This window comes from Celeribacter sp. HF31 (assembly GCF_011806455.1).
Taxonomy (GTDB): Bacteria; Pseudomonadota; Alphaproteobacteria; order Rhodobacterales; family Rhodobacteraceae; genus Celeribacter.
This window is the reverse complement of the sequence record NZ_JAATOT010000001.1, coordinates 277,116-292,705: the sequence shown is the minus strand read 5'-3', so window position 1 is coordinate 292,705 and position 15,590 is coordinate 277,116. Positions and strand designations below refer to the sequence as shown.

Genomic DNA, 15,590 nt, shown 5'->3' with positions numbered 1-15,590 from the left:
GTTTCGTGGCGACCATAAGACAGGTTTCCCGCGAGAAACAGGGGCAAGATTGATTTACCTTCCCCGATCCTATGCCTAATCTGCCCATAGACTTAAGAGCGCGTTTGCCAAAAAGGATCCCGATGGACAAGCTGATTGCAGGACAGGTCGTCACCTATCACGGTGATCCTTTCGACATCCCCGCCGAAGAGGCCGTTCAGGTGCTAAGCGACGCCGCGATTCTGGTGCGGGACGGCAAGGTGATCTCTCTGGGTGGGCGCGATCACATGCGCGCGAAACACCCGGAGGCTGATTTCTTCGACCATGGACCCGCGCTCATCGTGCCCGGCTTCATCGACGCGCACGCGCATTACCCGCAGACCGCGATGATCGCGAGTTGGGGCAAGCGGCTGATCGATTGGCTCAACACCTACACCTTCCCCGAGGAGGCCAAGTTTTCGGATCGCGGCTATGCCGATGACATCGCCGGGCGCTATCTCGATCTCCTGCTGGCGAATGGCACCACGACGGTGACGTCGTTCTGCACCGTGCATCCCGGCTCGGTCGATGCGCTGTTCGAGGCCGCCGCGCGGCGCAACATGCGGATCGTTGCGGGTAAGACCTGTATGGACCGTTGGGAAACCACGCCCGAGTTCCTGCGCGACACGCCGCAATCCGCCTATGACGACAGCAAGGCCCTGATCGCGCGGTGGCATGGCAAGGGCCGCGCCACCTATGCGATCACGCCGCGCTTCTCGCCGACCTCGACGCCGGAGCAACTCGATGCCTTGGGGCGGCTTTGGGACGAACACCCGACATGCCTGATGCAAACGCATCTTTCCGAGCAGACCGACGAGATCGACTGGGTCAAAGGCCTCTACCCCGAGGCGCGGGATTATCTCGACACCTATGAGCAATTCGGGCTGGTACGTGAGGGCGCGCTGTTCGGCCATTCCATCCACCTCGAGCCGCGCGAGATCGCGCATCTTCGGGCGATGGATTGTTCGCTCATTCACTGCCCGACGTCGAACACTTTCATCGGCTCCGGTCTTTTCGACACGGGCGCGCGCAAGGCCGACGGGCTGCGCGTGGGGCTCGCGACCGACACCGGCGGCGGATCGTCGTTTTCGATGCTGCGCACCATGGCGGCCGCTTATGAAATCGGCCAGCTCCGCCACACGGCGCTCCACCCGGCACAGCTTTTGTGGCTCGCCACGCAAGGCTCGGCGGAGGCCCTTCGGATGGAAGATAAAATCGGGTCCATCGCCCCTGGGATGGAAGCAGATTTCGCGGTGATCGACCTGGCCTCCACTCCCGCCATCGCCCAGCGCGCCATCACCGCCAGCACGATCTGGGAAGAGATTTTCCCGACCATCATGATGGGCGATGACCGCGCGGTGATTGCGAGCTATGTGATGGGAGAACGGGCGGCGGTTTGACTGGACCCATGTAGAACGTCAGTTGAAAACAGCCTGATCGTCAGGGTCGTGCCCCAGTCGCAGGATGAGAGGGATTTAGCCTTCACGTCATAAGATAACCGAAAATTGGAAACCGGGCCTTCATGCAAAGTGCGGCGAAAGTCTGGTTCGAGCCCATCATTACCGTATTTCTGCACTGCGGCAAATGTCTGCTATTACGGTGGAGGCAAAAACTTCCAACCACTTGGGTTCGGGAAGAGGCTTATGAAAACGTCAAACTGCCGCGTTTGGCGACGTGCCGCAAATGAGCGGTTCTTGAAAGCCAAACCTCTTCTCACCCGATAGTCGGCTTGACCAGGCTATAAATGCAGACCTAAAGTTGAACTTTTAGGGATAAAATTATGCGCTTTCGAAAATCCGTCAAAATCATGCCCGGCGTGCGTCTCAACCTATCAAAATCTGGTGTCTCGACTAGCATTGGAGGACGTGGCGCAACAGTAAACGTCAGCAAACGCGGGGTTCGATCCACACTTTCCGTGCCTGGCACAGGCTTATCTTGGTCATCAACATCTGGCTGGGATGAAAGCCAAAGGTCCCGTCCCGCTGATGAAATCGAACACCTGCGCAGTGCAGCCATGAAAGCTATCGAAGCCGTGTCAAAGGAAGCCGAGAAAGCCAATGCGATTGGAGCACGAATTGATCGTGCAATCGGCACCTTGAACGGTGGGCGGGGGCTTACCCAATCCAAAGTGCAAACCTTTGAGAAGCGCGTTCTTACAGAAGAGCAAAAACTAAGCGACCTCAAGGGGAAGGTGCGCGAACGTGCGCAGTTCCTCGGTGCTATTGAGGCGCGCCTCAAGGCCATGCAGTTTGGTTTGTTTGCAGGAGGAAGCAAGCGCTATCGCGATCAAGTTGCGGAGGCTGTTGCGACATGTGCCCGTGAGGCCAAAGGCATTGAAACCCAGCTCGCTAATGCACACCAAGCTCTTTCCGATAAACTATCTGAAGTTCAAGATAAGCTTGATGATCTCCAGCGGAGTACGTGACGCTCACTTCTGACGGGCCCGACTAGCTTTTCTAAAAAGACGACCGTTTGTTGAAGTCTGCCGTAAGCAGCCGTTGGCGCAGCTGCAGCGAAATGGTGCTTTGTGCCGCAAACCAGACCCTCGCGGGCCTTACCTCGAAAGTCCGGCTTGGGACAATATTGCGCGACGTCGCCCCTTTGCAAGTTTCAGAAGACCCGCCCCAGCGAGGCCAAGTGGATCAACGTTCCACAGTCCCCCTTGTCACATCACCGACAGGGCTTGGCAAAGACCGCCACAAACAGATTGTTCGGCCCGATGCCGATGCCCACGTCTCTCATCTGACGGTTCAACAGATTGGCGCGGTGGCCGTCGGACCTCATCCAGCCCGCCATGGCTAGCTCGATGGATTTCCAACTGTAAGACAGGTTTTCCGCCACGAGGCAGCCCTTGTAGCCCTGTTTCGCAGCGCGGTGGATCGGGCGGGCGCCTTCGGGCGAGATATGCGCGAAATACTGGCGGCGCATCATGTCGTTGACATGGGCCTGCGCCGCTTTGGACAGCGCCGGATCGAGCCGCAACTTGCGCAGGCCTTTCGCGCGCCGCTCGGCATTCATCGCGGTCAGCAAATCCTGTGTCGTCGTCTGCGGATTGCTCACCGCCACCGAAATCGTTGCTTTCGGCAGGGGGCGCACATCGGCGGCCTGGGCCGCACCTGAGCCGATCCCAACCGTCAGTGTCATCATCATAAGTGCGCGCAAAATTGTCATAAGGCCTCCTAAAGCGTTTCTCGAAAAACTTGAGGCACTCAATTTTTGAGAAACGCAGCAGTATCAATTCAGTGTGGCAACGTTTCTCGCTCAATCTGATTCAGATTAAACGAAAAACGCTTTATCGTTGCCTCTTTGTACACGCGCAAATGGACGATTTTCGGGCGAGATCACGGCAAATCCCGCCCGGACCGATGTCACTCCCGGCGAATTTTAACGATCCTCAGCAGCCGCGCGCAAAGACCGCCACGCGCAGGCCGCCCGCAGCGGTGCCGATGCCGATCTCATTGACCTGCGAGGACAGGATGTTTTTGCGGTGGCCATCAGATTTCATCCAGCCCTGCACCACCTGCTGCGCGGTCGGGTAGCCGCCGGAGAGGTTTTCCGACAGGTAACCGTAGCAATAGCCTGCCGCGCGGACCCGATCCCCGACCTTGGCGCCATTTTTGCTGGTGTGCGAAAAGTAGTTCTTTGCCGCCATATCCTTGGCATGACGCTCCGCCGCCTTTGCCAGTTGCGCATTATAGCTCAGCGCCACCAGCCCCTTTTTCGCGCGTTCTGCGTTGATCATCGAGAGGATCTGCGCCTCTTCCTCCATCGCGGAGGGCGCCGCGGTGGCCGCCGTGGTGACGGGTGTCAGCTCGCCAAAACCTGCGCCGGTTTCCGGGCCACAGGCCGCCAGCAAGATCAGCGGCAGCATAGCCCAAAGTGTCGTTTTCATGGTTTCCCCCACTCGATTGCAGTTTTTTCAATTTAGAACGCGCTCAGCCGTCCATAAGCCCCTGCGCCAGACGCGTTTGATGGCGCACCACCGAGGGCACATCAATCGTCGTCACCCAGCTGTCGGCGACCAAATGGCGGCCCTCGACAAACAGGTCTTTGACCATCATCGGCCCAGCCAAAAGCAAAGCGGCCGGGTCCCAGCTTCCGGCGGCTTCGACATCGGCCATGTCCCACACGGCGATGTCCGCGCGCTTGCCGGGCGCCAGAATGCCGATGTCATGGCGGCCAAGCACCTCCGCCCCGCCGCGTGTGGCGATCCAGAGCATCTCGCGCGGGCTCATCTTGTCGGCCCCGAACGTCACGCGTTGCAACAGCATCGCGGTACGGGCCTCGAGGATCAGGTTGCCGCTGTCGTTCGAGGCCGAGCCATCGACGCCAAGCCCCAGTTTCACGCCCGCATCCCGCATGCCGCGCACCGGCGCCACGCCGGAGCCGAGACGACAGTTTGAACAGGGGCAATGCGCCACACCCGTTCCGGTCTGGGCGAACAGCTCCACTTCCGAAACATCGAGTTTGACGCAATGGGCATGCCAGACATCGGGGCCGGTCCAGCCCAGCTCCTCGGCATATTGCCCGGGCCGCATACCAAATTTCTCCAGGGAATAGGCGATGTCCTCGTCATTCTCGGCCAAATGGGTGTGCATCATGACACCCTTGTCGCGGGCGAGGATCGCGCTGTCGCGCATCAACTCGCGCGAGACCGAAAAGGGCGAGCACGGCGCCACGCCCACGCGGATCATCGCGCCGGGGTTCGGGTCATGAAATGCGTCGATCACCCGGACGCAATCGTTCAAAATATCCGCTTCGCGCTCGACCAGACTGTCGGGCGGCAGCCCGCCCGCGCTTTCGCCGATGGACATGGAGCCGCGCGTCGCATGAAGCCGCATCCCAATGGCCTGCGCCGCCTCGATCGTGTCATCGAGCCGCGCGCCATTGGGGTAGAGATAGAGGTGGTCCGAGGTGGTCGAGCAGCCCGAGAGCGCCAGCTCCGCCAGCCCGACCATCGCGGAGACCCGCATATGCTCGGGGCCGAATTTCGACCAGATCGGATAGAGCGTTTTCAGCCAGCCGAACAAGAGCGCATCCTGCGCCTCGGGCACGGCACGGGTCAGCGTTTGATAGAGGTGGTGATGGGTGTTGACGAGGCCCGGCGTGACAAGACAGCCCTCGGCGTCGATGATCTGTGCGTCGTCGTCGTAAAGCCCCTTGCCGACCGCTTCGATCACGCCATCGCGGACCAGAATGTCACCGCCTTTGATCTCCTGCCACTCCCCCTTTTTCGTCGTGTCATCCATCGTCAGGATGACATCGGCATTGCGGATCAGGAAACAACGGTGCATGGGCTTACCCCCCTGAAGCTTTCTCGACGGACCTACACAGGCTTAATACCCTGAGAGTACCGCCAATGCCGCCTGATGCAACTCTTTGCTGGCCGCAGCCACCACGCGCCCGCCGTCCAAAACCGGCCCGCCCTGCCAATCAGTGACGATGCCGCCCGCGGCTTCGATCACCGCGATGGGGGCAAGGATGTCGTAGCTTTGCAATCCGGCCTCGACCACGAGATCGATCTGACCGGCGGCCAAAAGCGCATAGGCGTAGCAATCCATGCCGTAGCGGGTGAGTTTGCAGCGCGCGGCGAGGTCTTGGAAGGCTCGGCCTTCGGTCTCGCTGCCCACTTCGGGGAAGGTCGAAAAGATCACTGAATCTTCCAGAGAGACGCCAGAGCGCACGCCCAGATCGCGGGTGCCATGCGGGCCGGTGAGAGAGGCCGTGCCCAGCCCGCCCACGAAGCGTTCGCCAATGTAGGGCTGGTCGATCACGCCGTAGAGCACATTGTCAGCGTCCCGCACCGCGATCAACACGCCCCAGGTCGGCGTGCCGGAGATGAACCCGCGCGTGCCGTCAATGGGATCGAGCACCCAGGTGAGACCGGAGGTGCCGGGTTTGATCGGGAATTCTTCGCCCAGAATGGCATCCTCGGGCCGCATCTTTTCGATCACCGCCCGCATCGCCTGTTCGGACCCGCGATCCGCGACGGTCACCGGATCGAAACCGGCGTCGAGTTTGGACGTCGTGTCGAGCGCCGTGCCGCGAAAATAGCGCAGCGTGATCTCGCGCGCGGCCTCTGCGGCGGCCTCGGCGGTGGCGATGATCGAGGCGTGGTCTTGCGCGGAAAGGCCGGTCGTGGACATGGGAACTCCTTTAGGCTTTGCCTTCGCGGGTAGCCTGTCCGGAGGTGCGGGTCAAGGACGGGGCCGCCTGCGCCTGCCACATCGTCAAGCAGGATCGGCAGTGCTCAAAAAGCACGCGCTCACAAAGAAACGACCCCGGCGTCAAAACGCGGGGGTCGTATAGCGTCAGGCGCAACCTGGACCACGTATTCTGTCGGAACGTCTCAGGCCACGTCGGACAGAACACGCGCCAGCTCGAACAGACGGCGGCGCTGGTTTTCAGGGATCGCGTAGTAGGAGCGCACCAATTCGAGGGCTTCCTTATCGGCGAGAATATCGGCGGGCACGCTGGCCTCGGTCGCCTGTGCCGCGACTTGAGACGGCATCGGCGCATCCATACCTTCGAAAAAGAACGCGACCGGGACCGACAGCGCTTCGGCAATGTCCCAGAGGCGAGACGCAGACACCCGGTTCATCCCCGTTTCGTATTTCTGGATCTGTTGGAATTTGATCCCGACCTTCTCAGCAAGCTGCTGTTGTGTCATGCCAACCATCCAACGGCGATGGCGGATCCGCTTGCCAACGTGGACGTCCACGGGGTGTTTCATTCTGACCGCTCCTTCGTAATCGTGCTGCGCGCAATAACCTATGCGTGTATAGCACATTTCTCTTTCTCTGCTTTATCTCTCAACCTGTCTTTTTCGATAGGATTTGATAAAATGTCCGTAAGATCTTGTATTTCATCCGGGAAACAGAGGCTTAATTCGCATCAATGAGGTGTAGACACCTGTTTCACATCAATATGGGCGCTAAACCCACGCGTGTTTTTTGATCATTTGTTGCATTTTGCAAATTGTATACAGCACACCACACACCTTAAAAGACAGTTTTCGCCCCCCTTTGGCCTCGAAACGACTCGCCTTAAATCATCAATTTCATGGCCCAATACGCCTCTCCACGGGATTTCACATGGACAGCTCGCCCGCAAGGCGCCAAAACCTTACCATGAGCAAAACATCCAGAGCTGACGCAACGACGTCACCCGAGATCCCCATCCGCGCCTGCCGGGTCGCGGCGTTTGACCACGCGCCAGCGCTCGAAGAGATCACCCTGCCGGCGCCTGCGCCACATGAGGTCCGCGTGGCGATCCGCGCCAGCGCGCTCAATTTTGCCGACACATTGATGTGCGTCGGCAAATATCAGGACACGCCGGAACCGCCCTTTACATTGGGGTTGGAACTGGCGGGCGAGATCACCGCTTTGGGCGCAGATGTCACGGGGCTCAGCCTCGGGCAATCTGTGGCGGTTTATGCCGGTCAGGGCGGCCTGGCCGATGCGGGCAATTTTCCCGCCGACCGCTGCATCCCGATCCCGGAAGGTTTGGGTTATGCCGAGGCCGCAGCCCTTCAGATCGCCTACGGCACCTCGCATATGGCGCTCGATTATAAGGCTCGGCTGCACCCCGGCGAACGTCTGGTCGTGACCGGAGCCGCGGGCGGCGTCGGCCTCACGGCGGTGGAAATCGGCAAGCTGATGGGCGCCGAGGTCATCGCGATTGCGCGCGGAGAGGAAAAGCTCGCCATCGCCAAAGCGGCGGGCGCGGATCACCTTATCGACGCCAGTGCACCCGACATTCGCGAACAGATCAAGGCCCTGGGCGGCGCAGATGTCGTCTATGAGGCGGTGGGCGAGCCTTTGTACGAGGCCTGTTTTCGCGCCACCAACCCCGCCGGGCGCATCCTGTTGATCGGCTTTGCGGGCGGTGATCTGCCAAAGATGAAGCCCAACCACATGCTGGTGAAAAACATCACCGCCATCGGGTTTTATTGGGGCAGCTACCTGGGCTTCAACCCCGCCCCCCTGCGCGCGTCCCTCCAGCAGTTGTTCGACTGGGCCGCCGAGGGTCGGATCAAACCGCATATCTCACATCGCCTGCCGCTGGAGCGGTTCGAAGAGGGGCTGGAGCTTTTGCGGTCGCGTCAGGCGACGGGGAAAGTGGTTTTGGAGCCCTGAGCGCCAAAGCGGTGCGGTCAAAGATCAGCGCCAGAGATGCGAAGGACTGCTTTGCGGGACAAAGCGGCCGTCCAATGCCAGAGTTCGAAGGACAGCTATCGGATGGCCAACATATTTAGTTCTATTAGAATTCGGGCATCAACTGTCGCGATCACGCTCCGCGATCCAGAGTAAGAACGCTTTGTCAGCGCCACCAACCTCAATAACCCGTTTGTCGTGCATCAAGACTCCGAGACCATGTTCTTCGTCCCAACTGCATGAGAACTGGTACCCGACGTAGGGAACTCCATCTTTCGAAATCTGGTGCACATTGATTTCTTCGAGCGCGATCACCTTCGTTAGACCCTCTACCGAAGTGATCGCCGGTAATTCTTCCTCGTTCTCCTTGATATCATAGTCTTCGAAATACTGACGCCGAAAGTCAGGATAAGCTTCGAGGACTGCGTTCAGAAGTTCAGGCTTTTGCTTTTCATGGTTGTCTTGAACCCAGATTGTGAGAGCTACTTCTTCTGCACTCATAGAAGCTTCATCTCGGCCCTCGGGTGCAAATGTTAGTTCGGTCGTTCCGCCTCCGGTGAAGTCTGACCACGCGGGAAATTGGACATCTGCTTTCCACCAAAACTCGTTAAATGTGAATTTCATGTAACGTCCGCCTGATCCATCCGGTTTTGCTATGCAAATTAAATGGAAGCAGACATTCGCGCAACACGCAGCATTTGTAGATTTGGGCTCATACCAGACCTTCTCTGCACCTCTTCCATCGCCCCTACTGCGCCGCCAATCTCGACCCCCGGTGGTTGCGATAGGATTGGCGTAGCAACTCACGCAGACGCTCCGCCGCCTCACCCGCCATCATGTCCGAGCAATAGAGGTTGATCTTTTTCGAGGCGAGTTCTGGCAGGGCCCCGCCGTGTTGGATCGGCTGGGAATAGGGCGGCGCGGTGTCTTCGAGCATCACATGCACCGCCAGATCGGCGGACACAGAGGCCTCGATGGTGCGCGACTGGTCGCTTTCGATCGAGACTTCCCAAGGGATGCCTGCCTTGTCCAACGCCTCCTGAACGCTTTTGCGAAAGATGCAGCGATGCTCAAAGGCCAGACGCAGCGGGCGCTGACGCCATGCCACGCCATTGGGCGCTCCGATCCACACCAGCGGCAGTTCCACCAAAGTCTCGCCACCGACATCCAGATCGTCCTCGGTGGTCAGGATCATGTCACACTCACCACGGGCGAATTTTTCCTTGAGCTGCATGGTGAAGGACGACAGGAGATTCACCCGCATGCGTGGGAAATCCGCGTGAAAATGCTGCAAAACCAAAGGGATCGACGGGTAGACGATGTCATGCGGCACGCCCAGCACGATCTCGCCCTCATATTCCGTCGCGGTCAGACGGCTATAGACCTCGTCATTCAGCTCCAGCATCCGCCGCGCGTAGGACAAAAGCTGTTCCCCCGCCGCCGTCAGCGCGATTTTGCGCGCACTGCGGTCCAAAAGCTTGGCGTCCAGACTCTCTTCGAGGCGTTTAAGCTGCATCGAGACGGCGGATTGCGTCAAGTTGAGCGCGCCCGCCGCACGGGTCACCCCGCCGGTGTCGGCCACGGTGACGAAAGAGCGCAGGGCGGTCAGATCGAGGTTTCTAGCCACATCAACATCCTTGATGCAATTTCAAACAATCATTCATTTCACTTATCCTCGACGATGAGCGATAAGACATCAAGAAAAATGATTACACAAACGGCACCCACAACGAAACAGAAAGGAACGCCGATGTCTTCGTCGATTTTTGCACCGACTTCCGCAGGCGCGCGCGGCACCGCCTGTGACCGCCCCTCTCGTTCTGCCTTCGGACGCCTGCGCAGCGCCCTTGCCCTCTCGAAACAGCGCCGCACCCTGGCCAGCCTGGACGACGCGATCCTCAAGGACATCGGCCTGACCCGCGAAGAGGCGCTCAAGGAATCCCAGCGCCCGGTATGGGATGCCCCGCGCAACTGGATGCGCTGAACCACATAGAAAGCCTGCGACAGTCTGACCCGGTCGGATCGCCGCAGAGCAGATCTTACGAGGTCCCCCGACCGCGATGCCCTGTAGCGATACGATAGGGTGTCGCGGTCATTTTTTTTTGACCGCCTCATCCCCTAAAACCCCCTCATATATCTGTCGAAAACAATATGTTTTCCGCGCATCCATGGCTTGAAATCCGGGACAGGACTGCCAATATCGGAAGAGATATCTCCGCAACCGGTGGAGAACAGTGATTTTTACGCACAGGAGACAGATAGAAAATGGCTGACTACAGAACGATCAACGCTGGTGTCGGCGCACGCTCGGCTGAGATCGACGCCGGCCTTCGCGCCCATATGAACAAGGTCTACGGCACGATGTCCGTGGGTCTTCTGGTGACCGCTTTGGCCGCTTGGGCGCTGTCCAACCTGGCCGTCAGCGCCACCCCGACCGAATATCAGATCGGTGCCAATGAATACCTCACGAGCCTCGGCTATGCGCTTTACGTCTCGCCGCTCAAATGGGTGATCATGTTTGCGCCGCTCGCCATGGTCTTTGGCTTTGGCGCCATCGTGTCCCGCCTCTCGGCGGCCGCGACCCAGACCTACTTTTACGCCTACGCCGCTCTGATGGGCCTGTCCTTGAGCTCGATCTTCCTCGTGTTCACTGGCGCCTCCATCGCGCAGACCTTCCTCGTGACCTCCGCGGCCTTCGCGGGCCTGTCGCTTTGGGGCTACACCACCAAAAAAGACATCTCCGGTTGGGGGTCTTTCCTGATCATGGGTGTGATCGGTCTGGTTCTCGCCTCGATCGTCAACATCTTCCTCAAGTCCTCTGGCCTTGAGTTCGCGATCTCCGCGATCGGTGTGCTGATCTTTGCAGGCCTCACCGCCTACGACACGCAAAAGATCAAAACCGACTACATCTCCCACGCCCATGCGATGGACGGGGAATGGCTGGCGAAATCCGCGATCATGGGGGCGCTGAACCTCTATCTCGATTTCATCAACCTGTTCATGTTCCTGCTGCAATTCCTTGGCAACCGGGACTGATCATCGGATCACACGAAACGAAAAGGCCGCTCTTCGGAGCGGCCTTTTTTGTTGCTAAAAAGATGTCTTACAGATCGCCTCAGAGATCCCGAGCCATCTGGATCGCGGGCAGGTAAACACCGGGTTTCAGCGCCAGATCCACGTCCCCCGAGACCTCAAAGTCATGCGCCTCGTAAAACGCCCGCGCCGTCAGTGTCGAGAGCGCACACATCCGCTCCACCCCTGTCCGCTCAGCATTCTCGAGGATATGCCCAAGCAGAACCGAGCCCACACCACGCCGGATGTGATCCGGGTGCACGGCGACCCGGCGCATGTGGCCGATCTCGCGCGGTCCGACCCCACCAAAGGGTGTGGCCTGCGTCCAACCGCCTGCGGCGATGATCTCACCCCCGCCGGTCTCTGCGACAAAGAACGTGCCGGAATTCAGGAGCCTGGGCGCCGTCTGCAACAAGGCTGGTAAAGCGGCATCGAGAATGGCGGCCGGGTAATGCTGTTTCAGGAGCTGACCGTAGGAGGCACGAAAGAGCGTGTCGATCTCCGCGGTATCGGCCGGCATGGCGACGCGAACGGTGAACGGCACGCTCTTGCGAATCTCCTGCGCGCGCACCGCCAGAGCCTCGCTCAGGCTACTGGGCAACGAGCAGGAGCTGTCAGGCCGCTCCGGCTCTCTAAAGTCATCTTCGAAACATCCGAACATTTTTCTCTCCTTCATGCTGGACGGGTTGGAATTCTGGTCCGCTGGCGAGAGAAGCTGGCAAAGAAAAACCGCGCTTCCCTCTCGGGCTGCGCGGCTTTTGCATCTTGGTATGTCGGAAGGGCTTACTTGATTTTGCCTTCTTTGTACTCGACGTGCTTACGCGCAACCGGGTCGTATTTTTTTACGACCATCTTTTCGGTCATGGTGCGGGCGTTCTTTTTGGTCACGTAAAAGTGGCCCGTGTCCGCGGTCGAGTTGAGACGGATTTTGATCGTCGTCGGCTTCGCCATTTTTCATTACTCCAATTATCGCGTGCAACGGGGGCACAGTTGTGTTCGAGCGCCAGCCCGTGGAATCCTTGAAGCCTGCCTTTTAAGGACTTCGGCCCCCGAGTCAATGGGGTATCACTAAAAATCCGCCGGTTTCGCATCCCTGTGACCACAGGCGGCAGGCGCCGTCCAACTTCAGCGACAGCCGAGCCAGTCGCCACGCGCCAACAGGTGCTCAACATCCGAGAAAAACCGCGGCGAGGCCCAATAGGTCGCATCCTCGATAAGCGACTGGGCAGGGCTGGCGAAAGGATAGGGATGGTTCGCAGCCTTGGCCAAAGACCATGCGCCTTCCGCAAGGCACATCTCTTGTTGCCGCTCCCCACATCGTGCCTCGCAGAACAAAACCAGAGGCCGCACCGCAGGGACCGCATGCACGAGCTGCGCCAGCCTCTCACGATCTCCTTCCCGGCTCGGATGCAGCAAGGGGGACGTGTCCAGCGTTCCAGAATAGGCAAAGCGATTCTCATCGGAGCGCAGCGCATGCAGGTAAGCTTCGAGCTTGGCGGGGGTATTCATCCCGTCCGGGAGCGGGCCAACAGTGCCGCCTATCGCCAGATCCATCAAAAGAAACCCGAGGAAATCCTGTCCCGCAGCCCCGAAACGCGCCTCATGTTCATGAAGAATCTGCGCCGCCTCTTCGCCTTTCCCGGCCTTCCAAAGCGCCAGGGCATAGATCAGGGCGGGCTTGATCTCACCGAAGGCGATCAATGTCCGGGCCACCTCCGCGTCCGGCGCAATCTTACCGGGGGCTGCGACGGCCCAGAGCGCATGGGCCAGATCGTTGTCCTCCGCCGCAGAGACAAGCCAGTCGCGCCCGGACAATCCCACGGGTTCACGCAACAGCGCAATCTTGGCCTTTCGGTCCAAGGTCTGCGTCACAGGATCAATCACATGCGGTGTGGCTGCGATACGGGACAGCAGGATTTTAGCCGGTGCATGTCCCTCATGGGCCAATGCAGCAAGCTCTTCGAGCGCTGGCATATCCTCTCCGGCAAGCCAGTCTTGTTTGGCCTGTACGAAACGCGGATCGTCGGTTCCGTCGATGTCTTGTGCCGTGGAGGCCTGCGCACAGGCAAGAACATACATGACCGCCCAAAGCATCGTGAAAAGTGATGCTCTCAAACGGGCGGGCCAACATGGAAAGCCCTGAGCAACCCTGCATTTAGAACCCCGTTGAAAATCTCTGACCAAACCTCACGCCTCTTCAAATTTCATATTGCTTATCGACCCAAGCCTGCCCCCTTTCCCCGACAGGATCAAGCATACTGACGCTCTCACCCTCGACACATCAAAAGCGATTGCACCGCGTTCCTCCGCCGCTTAAATAGGTCGGGCGGCCAATTCAGGCCGCGTAACCTCTCAGGGCGGGGCGAAATTCCCCACCGGCGGTGTTTAGGGGCTTTCAGGAGCCTCCTATCAGCCCGCGAGCGCCACGCGCGTCTTCACAGACACGCTGGGACAGCAGATCCGGTGCGATCCCGGAGCCGACGGTCATAGTCCGGATGAAAGAGAGTAGACAGGGCTGCGCCACCGTTCAGGAACCGTGCGCCCTGCCCTCATGCCTTGAGTTATGTGTGGAGAAAGGACGACACATGACTCGTTTGACCGACCTTGGCCCGGCCCGCGCCGGTGCCCTTATGATGATCGCAGCCGGTGTGCTTTTTGCCGTCATCAACCTTTTGACCCAATATGCCACGATGATGCTGCATGTGCCCTCTGCCCGCATGGCGTTTTGGCAATATTTCATCGCCTTGCTGTTCTCGCTGCCGTGGGTGGTCCGCGAGGGCTTGCGCGCGATGAAGACCCACAATCTGATGCTTCATCTCCTGCGCGTCGCCGCCGCCGTCATCGGGGTCCAGCTCTGGATCGCAGGCCTCGCCCATGTGCCGATCTGGCAGGCAATCGCCCTCATCATGCTCTCCCCCTTCTTCGTGACGCTGGGCGCCAATTTGTTCCTGGATGAGGCCGCCACGCCCGAGCGCTGGATCGCCGTCACCGTCGGCTTCGCGGGCGGCATGATCATCCTCGCGCCCTGGTCGGAAAGCTTTTCGCTCTTCGTGCTCTACCCCGTGGGCGCCGCCGCCTTCTGGGCGCTGACCTCTTTGCTGACCAAACGCCTGACACGATCAGAGACGCCCGAAAGCCTCACCGTCTACCTGCTTTTGATGTTGAGCCCGGTGAACTTCGGCCTGGCCCTAGGGGACGGCATCGCCTTGGGCGGTGGTCTCACCGCGCTCATTCTCGTCGCGGCAGGTCTTCTGACCGCTCTGGCGCAGTATGCCATCGCCAAGGCCTATGCCGTCGCCGATGCCGCCTATTTGCAGCCCTTCGATCACCTGAAACTGCCGCTCAACGTGGGCTTTGGCGTCTTGGCCTTTGGCTTTGTGCCGCCCGGGTCGATGTGGATCGGGTCGCTGATGATCCTCGCCGCATCGTTTTACCTGCTGCGTCAGGAAAGCCGCGCGGCGCAACCGGCGTAAATCAAAAGGGCGGCTCCAAGGCCGCCCTTCCACTTGAAAGGTCTGTACGGGAAGGCGCCGACTGTCGCCCGGCCGGTCAGGCCGCCCCGTCTGGAGCGGATTGCAAAGCAATCTCGCGTGAAGACATCAAATAACCGGCTTGCCCATCGACTGATGGATCTCTGCCTGCTTCGCCGGGTCCAGCATCAAAGATTGCGCCAGCCCGTTCAGAAACGTCTTCTCCGCCTCGGTATCCACCGAAATCGCCATCAAGGCCGCCGCATAGACCTGCGCCCCTGCGGACGTCCCCGCGTCCTTGGCCAGAGCCATCGGATCGACCGGCGCGTCCAGCTCCGCCTGCACAAAGGCGATCTCTTCCTCGGAGGCATCATTCAGTTGATCGAGGATTTTCGTGCGCTCTTCTGCGTCGATCTCGCCATCGGCCTTCGCGGCCATGATCATCGAGCGGATCATCAGCTTGGCATTCTCTTCCGCCGCCGCACCCACGGGCGTCCCGGCGGTCACAGAGGCAAACATATCGGACATCGACGTGGCACCTGTCGCCGCAGCACCCGACATCGCGGAGAACAGCGAGCCAAGCCCCGCTTCGGTCGCCTCGGACATATCGGCGGCCTGATTGCCGAACTTGCCCATCATGTCGCGCACGGCTTCTGACCCACCGGGAAAACCGAATTTCTCCGCCATCTGGCCCATCTGATCGGCCATGCTGCCGGGGGCGCCGGATTGGCGCATCGCTTCGCGCACCCCGTCCATCCCCCCCATTTTCTTCATCTTCTCAACGCCTTTGGCGGCGGCAAAGCCGATCGCGAGCGTGGTCAGGGTTTTCACAAAACTCATTGGGGGGCTCCCTCTTTGAAAAATCACTCGCCCC

The 15,590-nt window shown here is 59.6% G+C and carries 17 protein-coding genes and 1 riboswitch; of the genes, 6 read left to right on the top strand and 11 right to left on the bottom strand.

Translation table 11 applies throughout. The features are described from left to right. Nucleotides 1–122 precede the first annotated feature (122 nt). The gene (gene guaD / locus HCZ23_RS01490) at nt 123–1,418 is read left to right on the top strand and encodes a guanine deaminase (protein ID WP_175580858.1); all 1,296 of its coding nucleotides are present in this window, start codon (nt 123–125) and stop codon (nt 1,416–1,418) included. Nucleotides 1,419–1,798: 380 nt separating this feature from the next. Continuing rightward, nucleotides 1,799–2,443 (top strand): DUF4236 domain-containing protein, encoded by a 645-nt coding sequence (locus HCZ23_RS01485; RefSeq protein ID WP_167599926.1) that lies wholly within the window; start codon nt 1,799–1,801, stop codon nt 2,441–2,443. A gap of 245 nt (nt 2,444–2,688) precedes the next feature. Here the strand turns inward: HCZ23_RS01485 and HCZ23_RS01480 are convergent, their stop codons facing one another. From HCZ23_RS01480 to HCZ23_RS01460, 5 genes are all read right to left on the bottom strand, one after another. Then, entirely contained in the window at nt 2,689–3,189 is a 501-nt protein-coding gene (locus HCZ23_RS01480) for a CAP domain-containing protein (protein WP_167599925.1), read from the bottom strand. 223 nt (nt 3,190–3,412) lie between these two features. Next, on the bottom strand, nt 3,413–3,910 hold the full coding sequence (locus HCZ23_RS01475; RefSeq protein ID WP_167599924.1) for a CAP domain-containing protein: 498 nt from the start codon (nt 3,908–3,910) through the stop codon (nt 3,413–3,415). Nucleotides 3,911–3,953: 43 nt separating this feature from the next. Next, the gene (locus tag HCZ23_RS01470; protein WP_167599923.1) at nt 3,954–5,312 is read right to left on the bottom strand and encodes an 8-oxoguanine deaminase; all 1,359 of its coding nucleotides are present in this window, start codon (nt 5,310–5,312) and stop codon (nt 3,954–3,956) included. Nucleotides 5,313–5,354: 42 nt separating this feature from the next. Then, nucleotides 5,355–6,164, bottom strand: a complete 810-nt coding sequence (locus tag HCZ23_RS01465; protein ID WP_167599922.1) for an inositol monophosphatase family protein — start codon at nt 6,162–6,164, stop codon at nt 5,355–5,357. A 203-nt stretch (nt 6,165–6,367) separates the two neighbouring features. Next, entirely contained in the window at nt 6,368–6,751 is a 384-nt protein-coding gene (locus HCZ23_RS01460; protein ID WP_167599921.1) for a helix-turn-helix domain-containing protein, read from the bottom strand. Between the two features lie 445 nt (nt 6,752–7,196). Between HCZ23_RS01460 and HCZ23_RS01455 the strand changes: the two genes are divergently transcribed. Beyond that, entirely contained in the window at nt 7,197–8,156 is a 960-nt protein-coding gene (locus HCZ23_RS01455; protein ID WP_167600285.1) for an NADPH:quinone oxidoreductase family protein, read from the top strand. A 138-nt stretch (nt 8,157–8,294) separates the two neighbouring features. Here HCZ23_RS01455 and HCZ23_RS01450 read toward each other — a convergent pair whose 3' ends face one another. Continuing rightward, complete coding sequence (locus HCZ23_RS01450; protein ID WP_167599920.1) at nt 8,295–8,798, bottom strand: hypothetical protein; 504 nt, start codon at nt 8,796–8,798, stop codon at nt 8,295–8,297. 124 nt (nt 8,799–8,922) lie between these two features. After that, nucleotides 8,923–9,801, bottom strand: a complete 879-nt coding sequence (locus HCZ23_RS01445) for a LysR family transcriptional regulator (protein WP_167599919.1) — start codon at nt 9,799–9,801, stop codon at nt 8,923–8,925. Between the two features lie 54 nt (nt 9,802–9,855). Here HCZ23_RS01445 and HCZ23_RS18265 point away from each other — a divergent pair, with 54 nt between their 5' ends. After that, a complete protein-coding gene (locus HCZ23_RS18265) occupies nt 9,856–10,158 on the top strand; it encodes a DUF1127 domain-containing protein (protein WP_368487264.1) in 303 nt (100 codons plus the stop codon). A 281-nt stretch (nt 10,159–10,439) separates the two neighbouring features. Next, on the top strand, nt 10,440–11,210 hold the full coding sequence (locus HCZ23_RS01435; RefSeq protein ID WP_167599918.1) for a Bax inhibitor-1/YccA family protein: 771 nt from the start codon (nt 10,440–10,442) through the stop codon (nt 11,208–11,210). 79 nt (nt 11,211–11,289) lie between these two features. On the opposite strand, the gene HCZ23_RS01430 is transcribed toward HCZ23_RS01435, so the two are convergent. The 3 genes from HCZ23_RS01430 to HCZ23_RS01420 all read right to left on the bottom strand — a co-directional run bounded on the left by HCZ23_RS01430 (nt 11,290) and on the right by HCZ23_RS01420 (nt 13,325). Continuing rightward, nucleotides 11,290–11,907 (bottom strand): GNAT family N-acetyltransferase, encoded by a 618-nt coding sequence (locus tag HCZ23_RS01430; RefSeq protein WP_167599917.1) that lies wholly within the window; start codon nt 11,905–11,907, stop codon nt 11,290–11,292. 122 nt (nt 11,908–12,029) lie between these two features. After that, nucleotides 12,030–12,197, bottom strand: a complete 168-nt coding sequence (rpmG, locus tag HCZ23_RS01425) for a 50S ribosomal protein L33 (protein ID WP_009572866.1) — start codon at nt 12,195–12,197, stop codon at nt 12,030–12,032. A 174-nt stretch (nt 12,198–12,371) separates the two neighbouring features. Further along, a complete protein-coding gene (locus HCZ23_RS01420) occupies nt 12,372–13,325 on the bottom strand; it encodes a hypothetical protein (RefSeq protein WP_167599916.1) in 954 nt (317 codons plus the stop codon). A gap of 265 nt (nt 13,326–13,590) precedes the next feature. Next, a riboswitch (FMN riboswitch) is annotated at nt 13,591–13,757 on the top strand. A 74-nt stretch (nt 13,758–13,831) separates the two neighbouring features. Here HCZ23_RS01420 and HCZ23_RS01415 point away from each other — a divergent pair. Next, nucleotides 13,832–14,719, top strand: coding sequence for a DMT family transporter (locus tag HCZ23_RS01415; RefSeq protein ID WP_167599915.1), 888 nt, complete (start codon nt 13,832–13,834; stop codon nt 14,717–14,719). Nucleotides 14,720–14,845: 126 nt separating this feature from the next. On the opposite strand, the gene HCZ23_RS01410 is transcribed toward HCZ23_RS01415, so the two are convergent. Next, nucleotides 14,846–15,556 (bottom strand): DUF533 domain-containing protein, encoded by a 711-nt coding sequence (locus HCZ23_RS01410; protein WP_167599914.1) that lies wholly within the window; start codon nt 15,554–15,556, stop codon nt 14,846–14,848. Nucleotides 15,557–15,590 lie beyond the last annotated feature (34 nt).

Coding starts and splice junctions, on each gene's coding strand:
- guaD (WP_175580858.1), top strand. CDS start 123: ATGGACAAGCTGATTGCAGGACAGGTCGTCACCTATCACGGTGATCCT.
- HCZ23_RS01485 (WP_167599926.1), top strand. CDS start 1,799: ATGCGCTTTCGAAAATCCGTCAAAATCATGCCCGGCGTGCGTCTCAAC.
- HCZ23_RS01480 (WP_167599925.1), bottom strand. CDS start 3,189: ATGACAATTTTGCGCGCACTTATGATGATGACACTGACGGTTGGGATC.
- HCZ23_RS01475 (WP_167599924.1), bottom strand. CDS start 3,910: ATGAAAACGACACTTTGGGCTATGCTGCCGCTGATCTTGCTGGCGGCC.
- HCZ23_RS01470 (WP_167599923.1), bottom strand. CDS start 5,312: ATGCACCGTTGTTTCCTGATCCGCAATGCCGATGTCATCCTGACGATG.
- HCZ23_RS01465 (WP_167599922.1), bottom strand. CDS start 6,164: ATGTCCACGACCGGCCTTTCCGCGCAAGACCACGCCTCGATCATCGCC.
- HCZ23_RS01460 (WP_167599921.1), bottom strand. CDS start 6,751: ATGAAACACCCCGTGGACGTCCACGTTGGCAAGCGGATCCGCCATCGC.
- HCZ23_RS01450 (WP_167599920.1), bottom strand. CDS start 8,798: ATGAAATTCACATTTAACGAGTTTTGGTGGAAAGCAGATGTCCAATTT.
- HCZ23_RS18265 (WP_368487264.1), top strand. CDS start 9,856: ATGAGCGATAAGACATCAAGAAAAATGATTACACAAACGGCACCCACA.
- HCZ23_RS01435 (WP_167599918.1), top strand. CDS start 10,440: ATGGCTGACTACAGAACGATCAACGCTGGTGTCGGCGCACGCTCGGCT.
- HCZ23_RS01430 (WP_167599917.1), bottom strand. CDS start 11,907: ATGTTCGGATGTTTCGAAGATGACTTTAGAGAGCCGGAGCGGCCTGAC.
- rpmG (WP_009572866.1), bottom strand. CDS start 12,197: ATGGCGAAGCCGACGACGATCAAAATCCGTCTCAACTCGACCGCGGAC.
- HCZ23_RS01420 (WP_167599916.1), bottom strand. CDS start 13,325: ATGTATGTTCTTGCCTGTGCGCAGGCCTCCACGGCACAAGACATCGAC.
- HCZ23_RS01415 (WP_167599915.1), top strand. CDS start 13,832: ATGACTCGTTTGACCGACCTTGGCCCGGCCCGCGCCGGTGCCCTTATG.
- HCZ23_RS01410 (WP_167599914.1), bottom strand. CDS start 15,556: ATGAGTTTTGTGAAAACCCTGACCACGCTCGCGATCGGCTTTGCCGCC.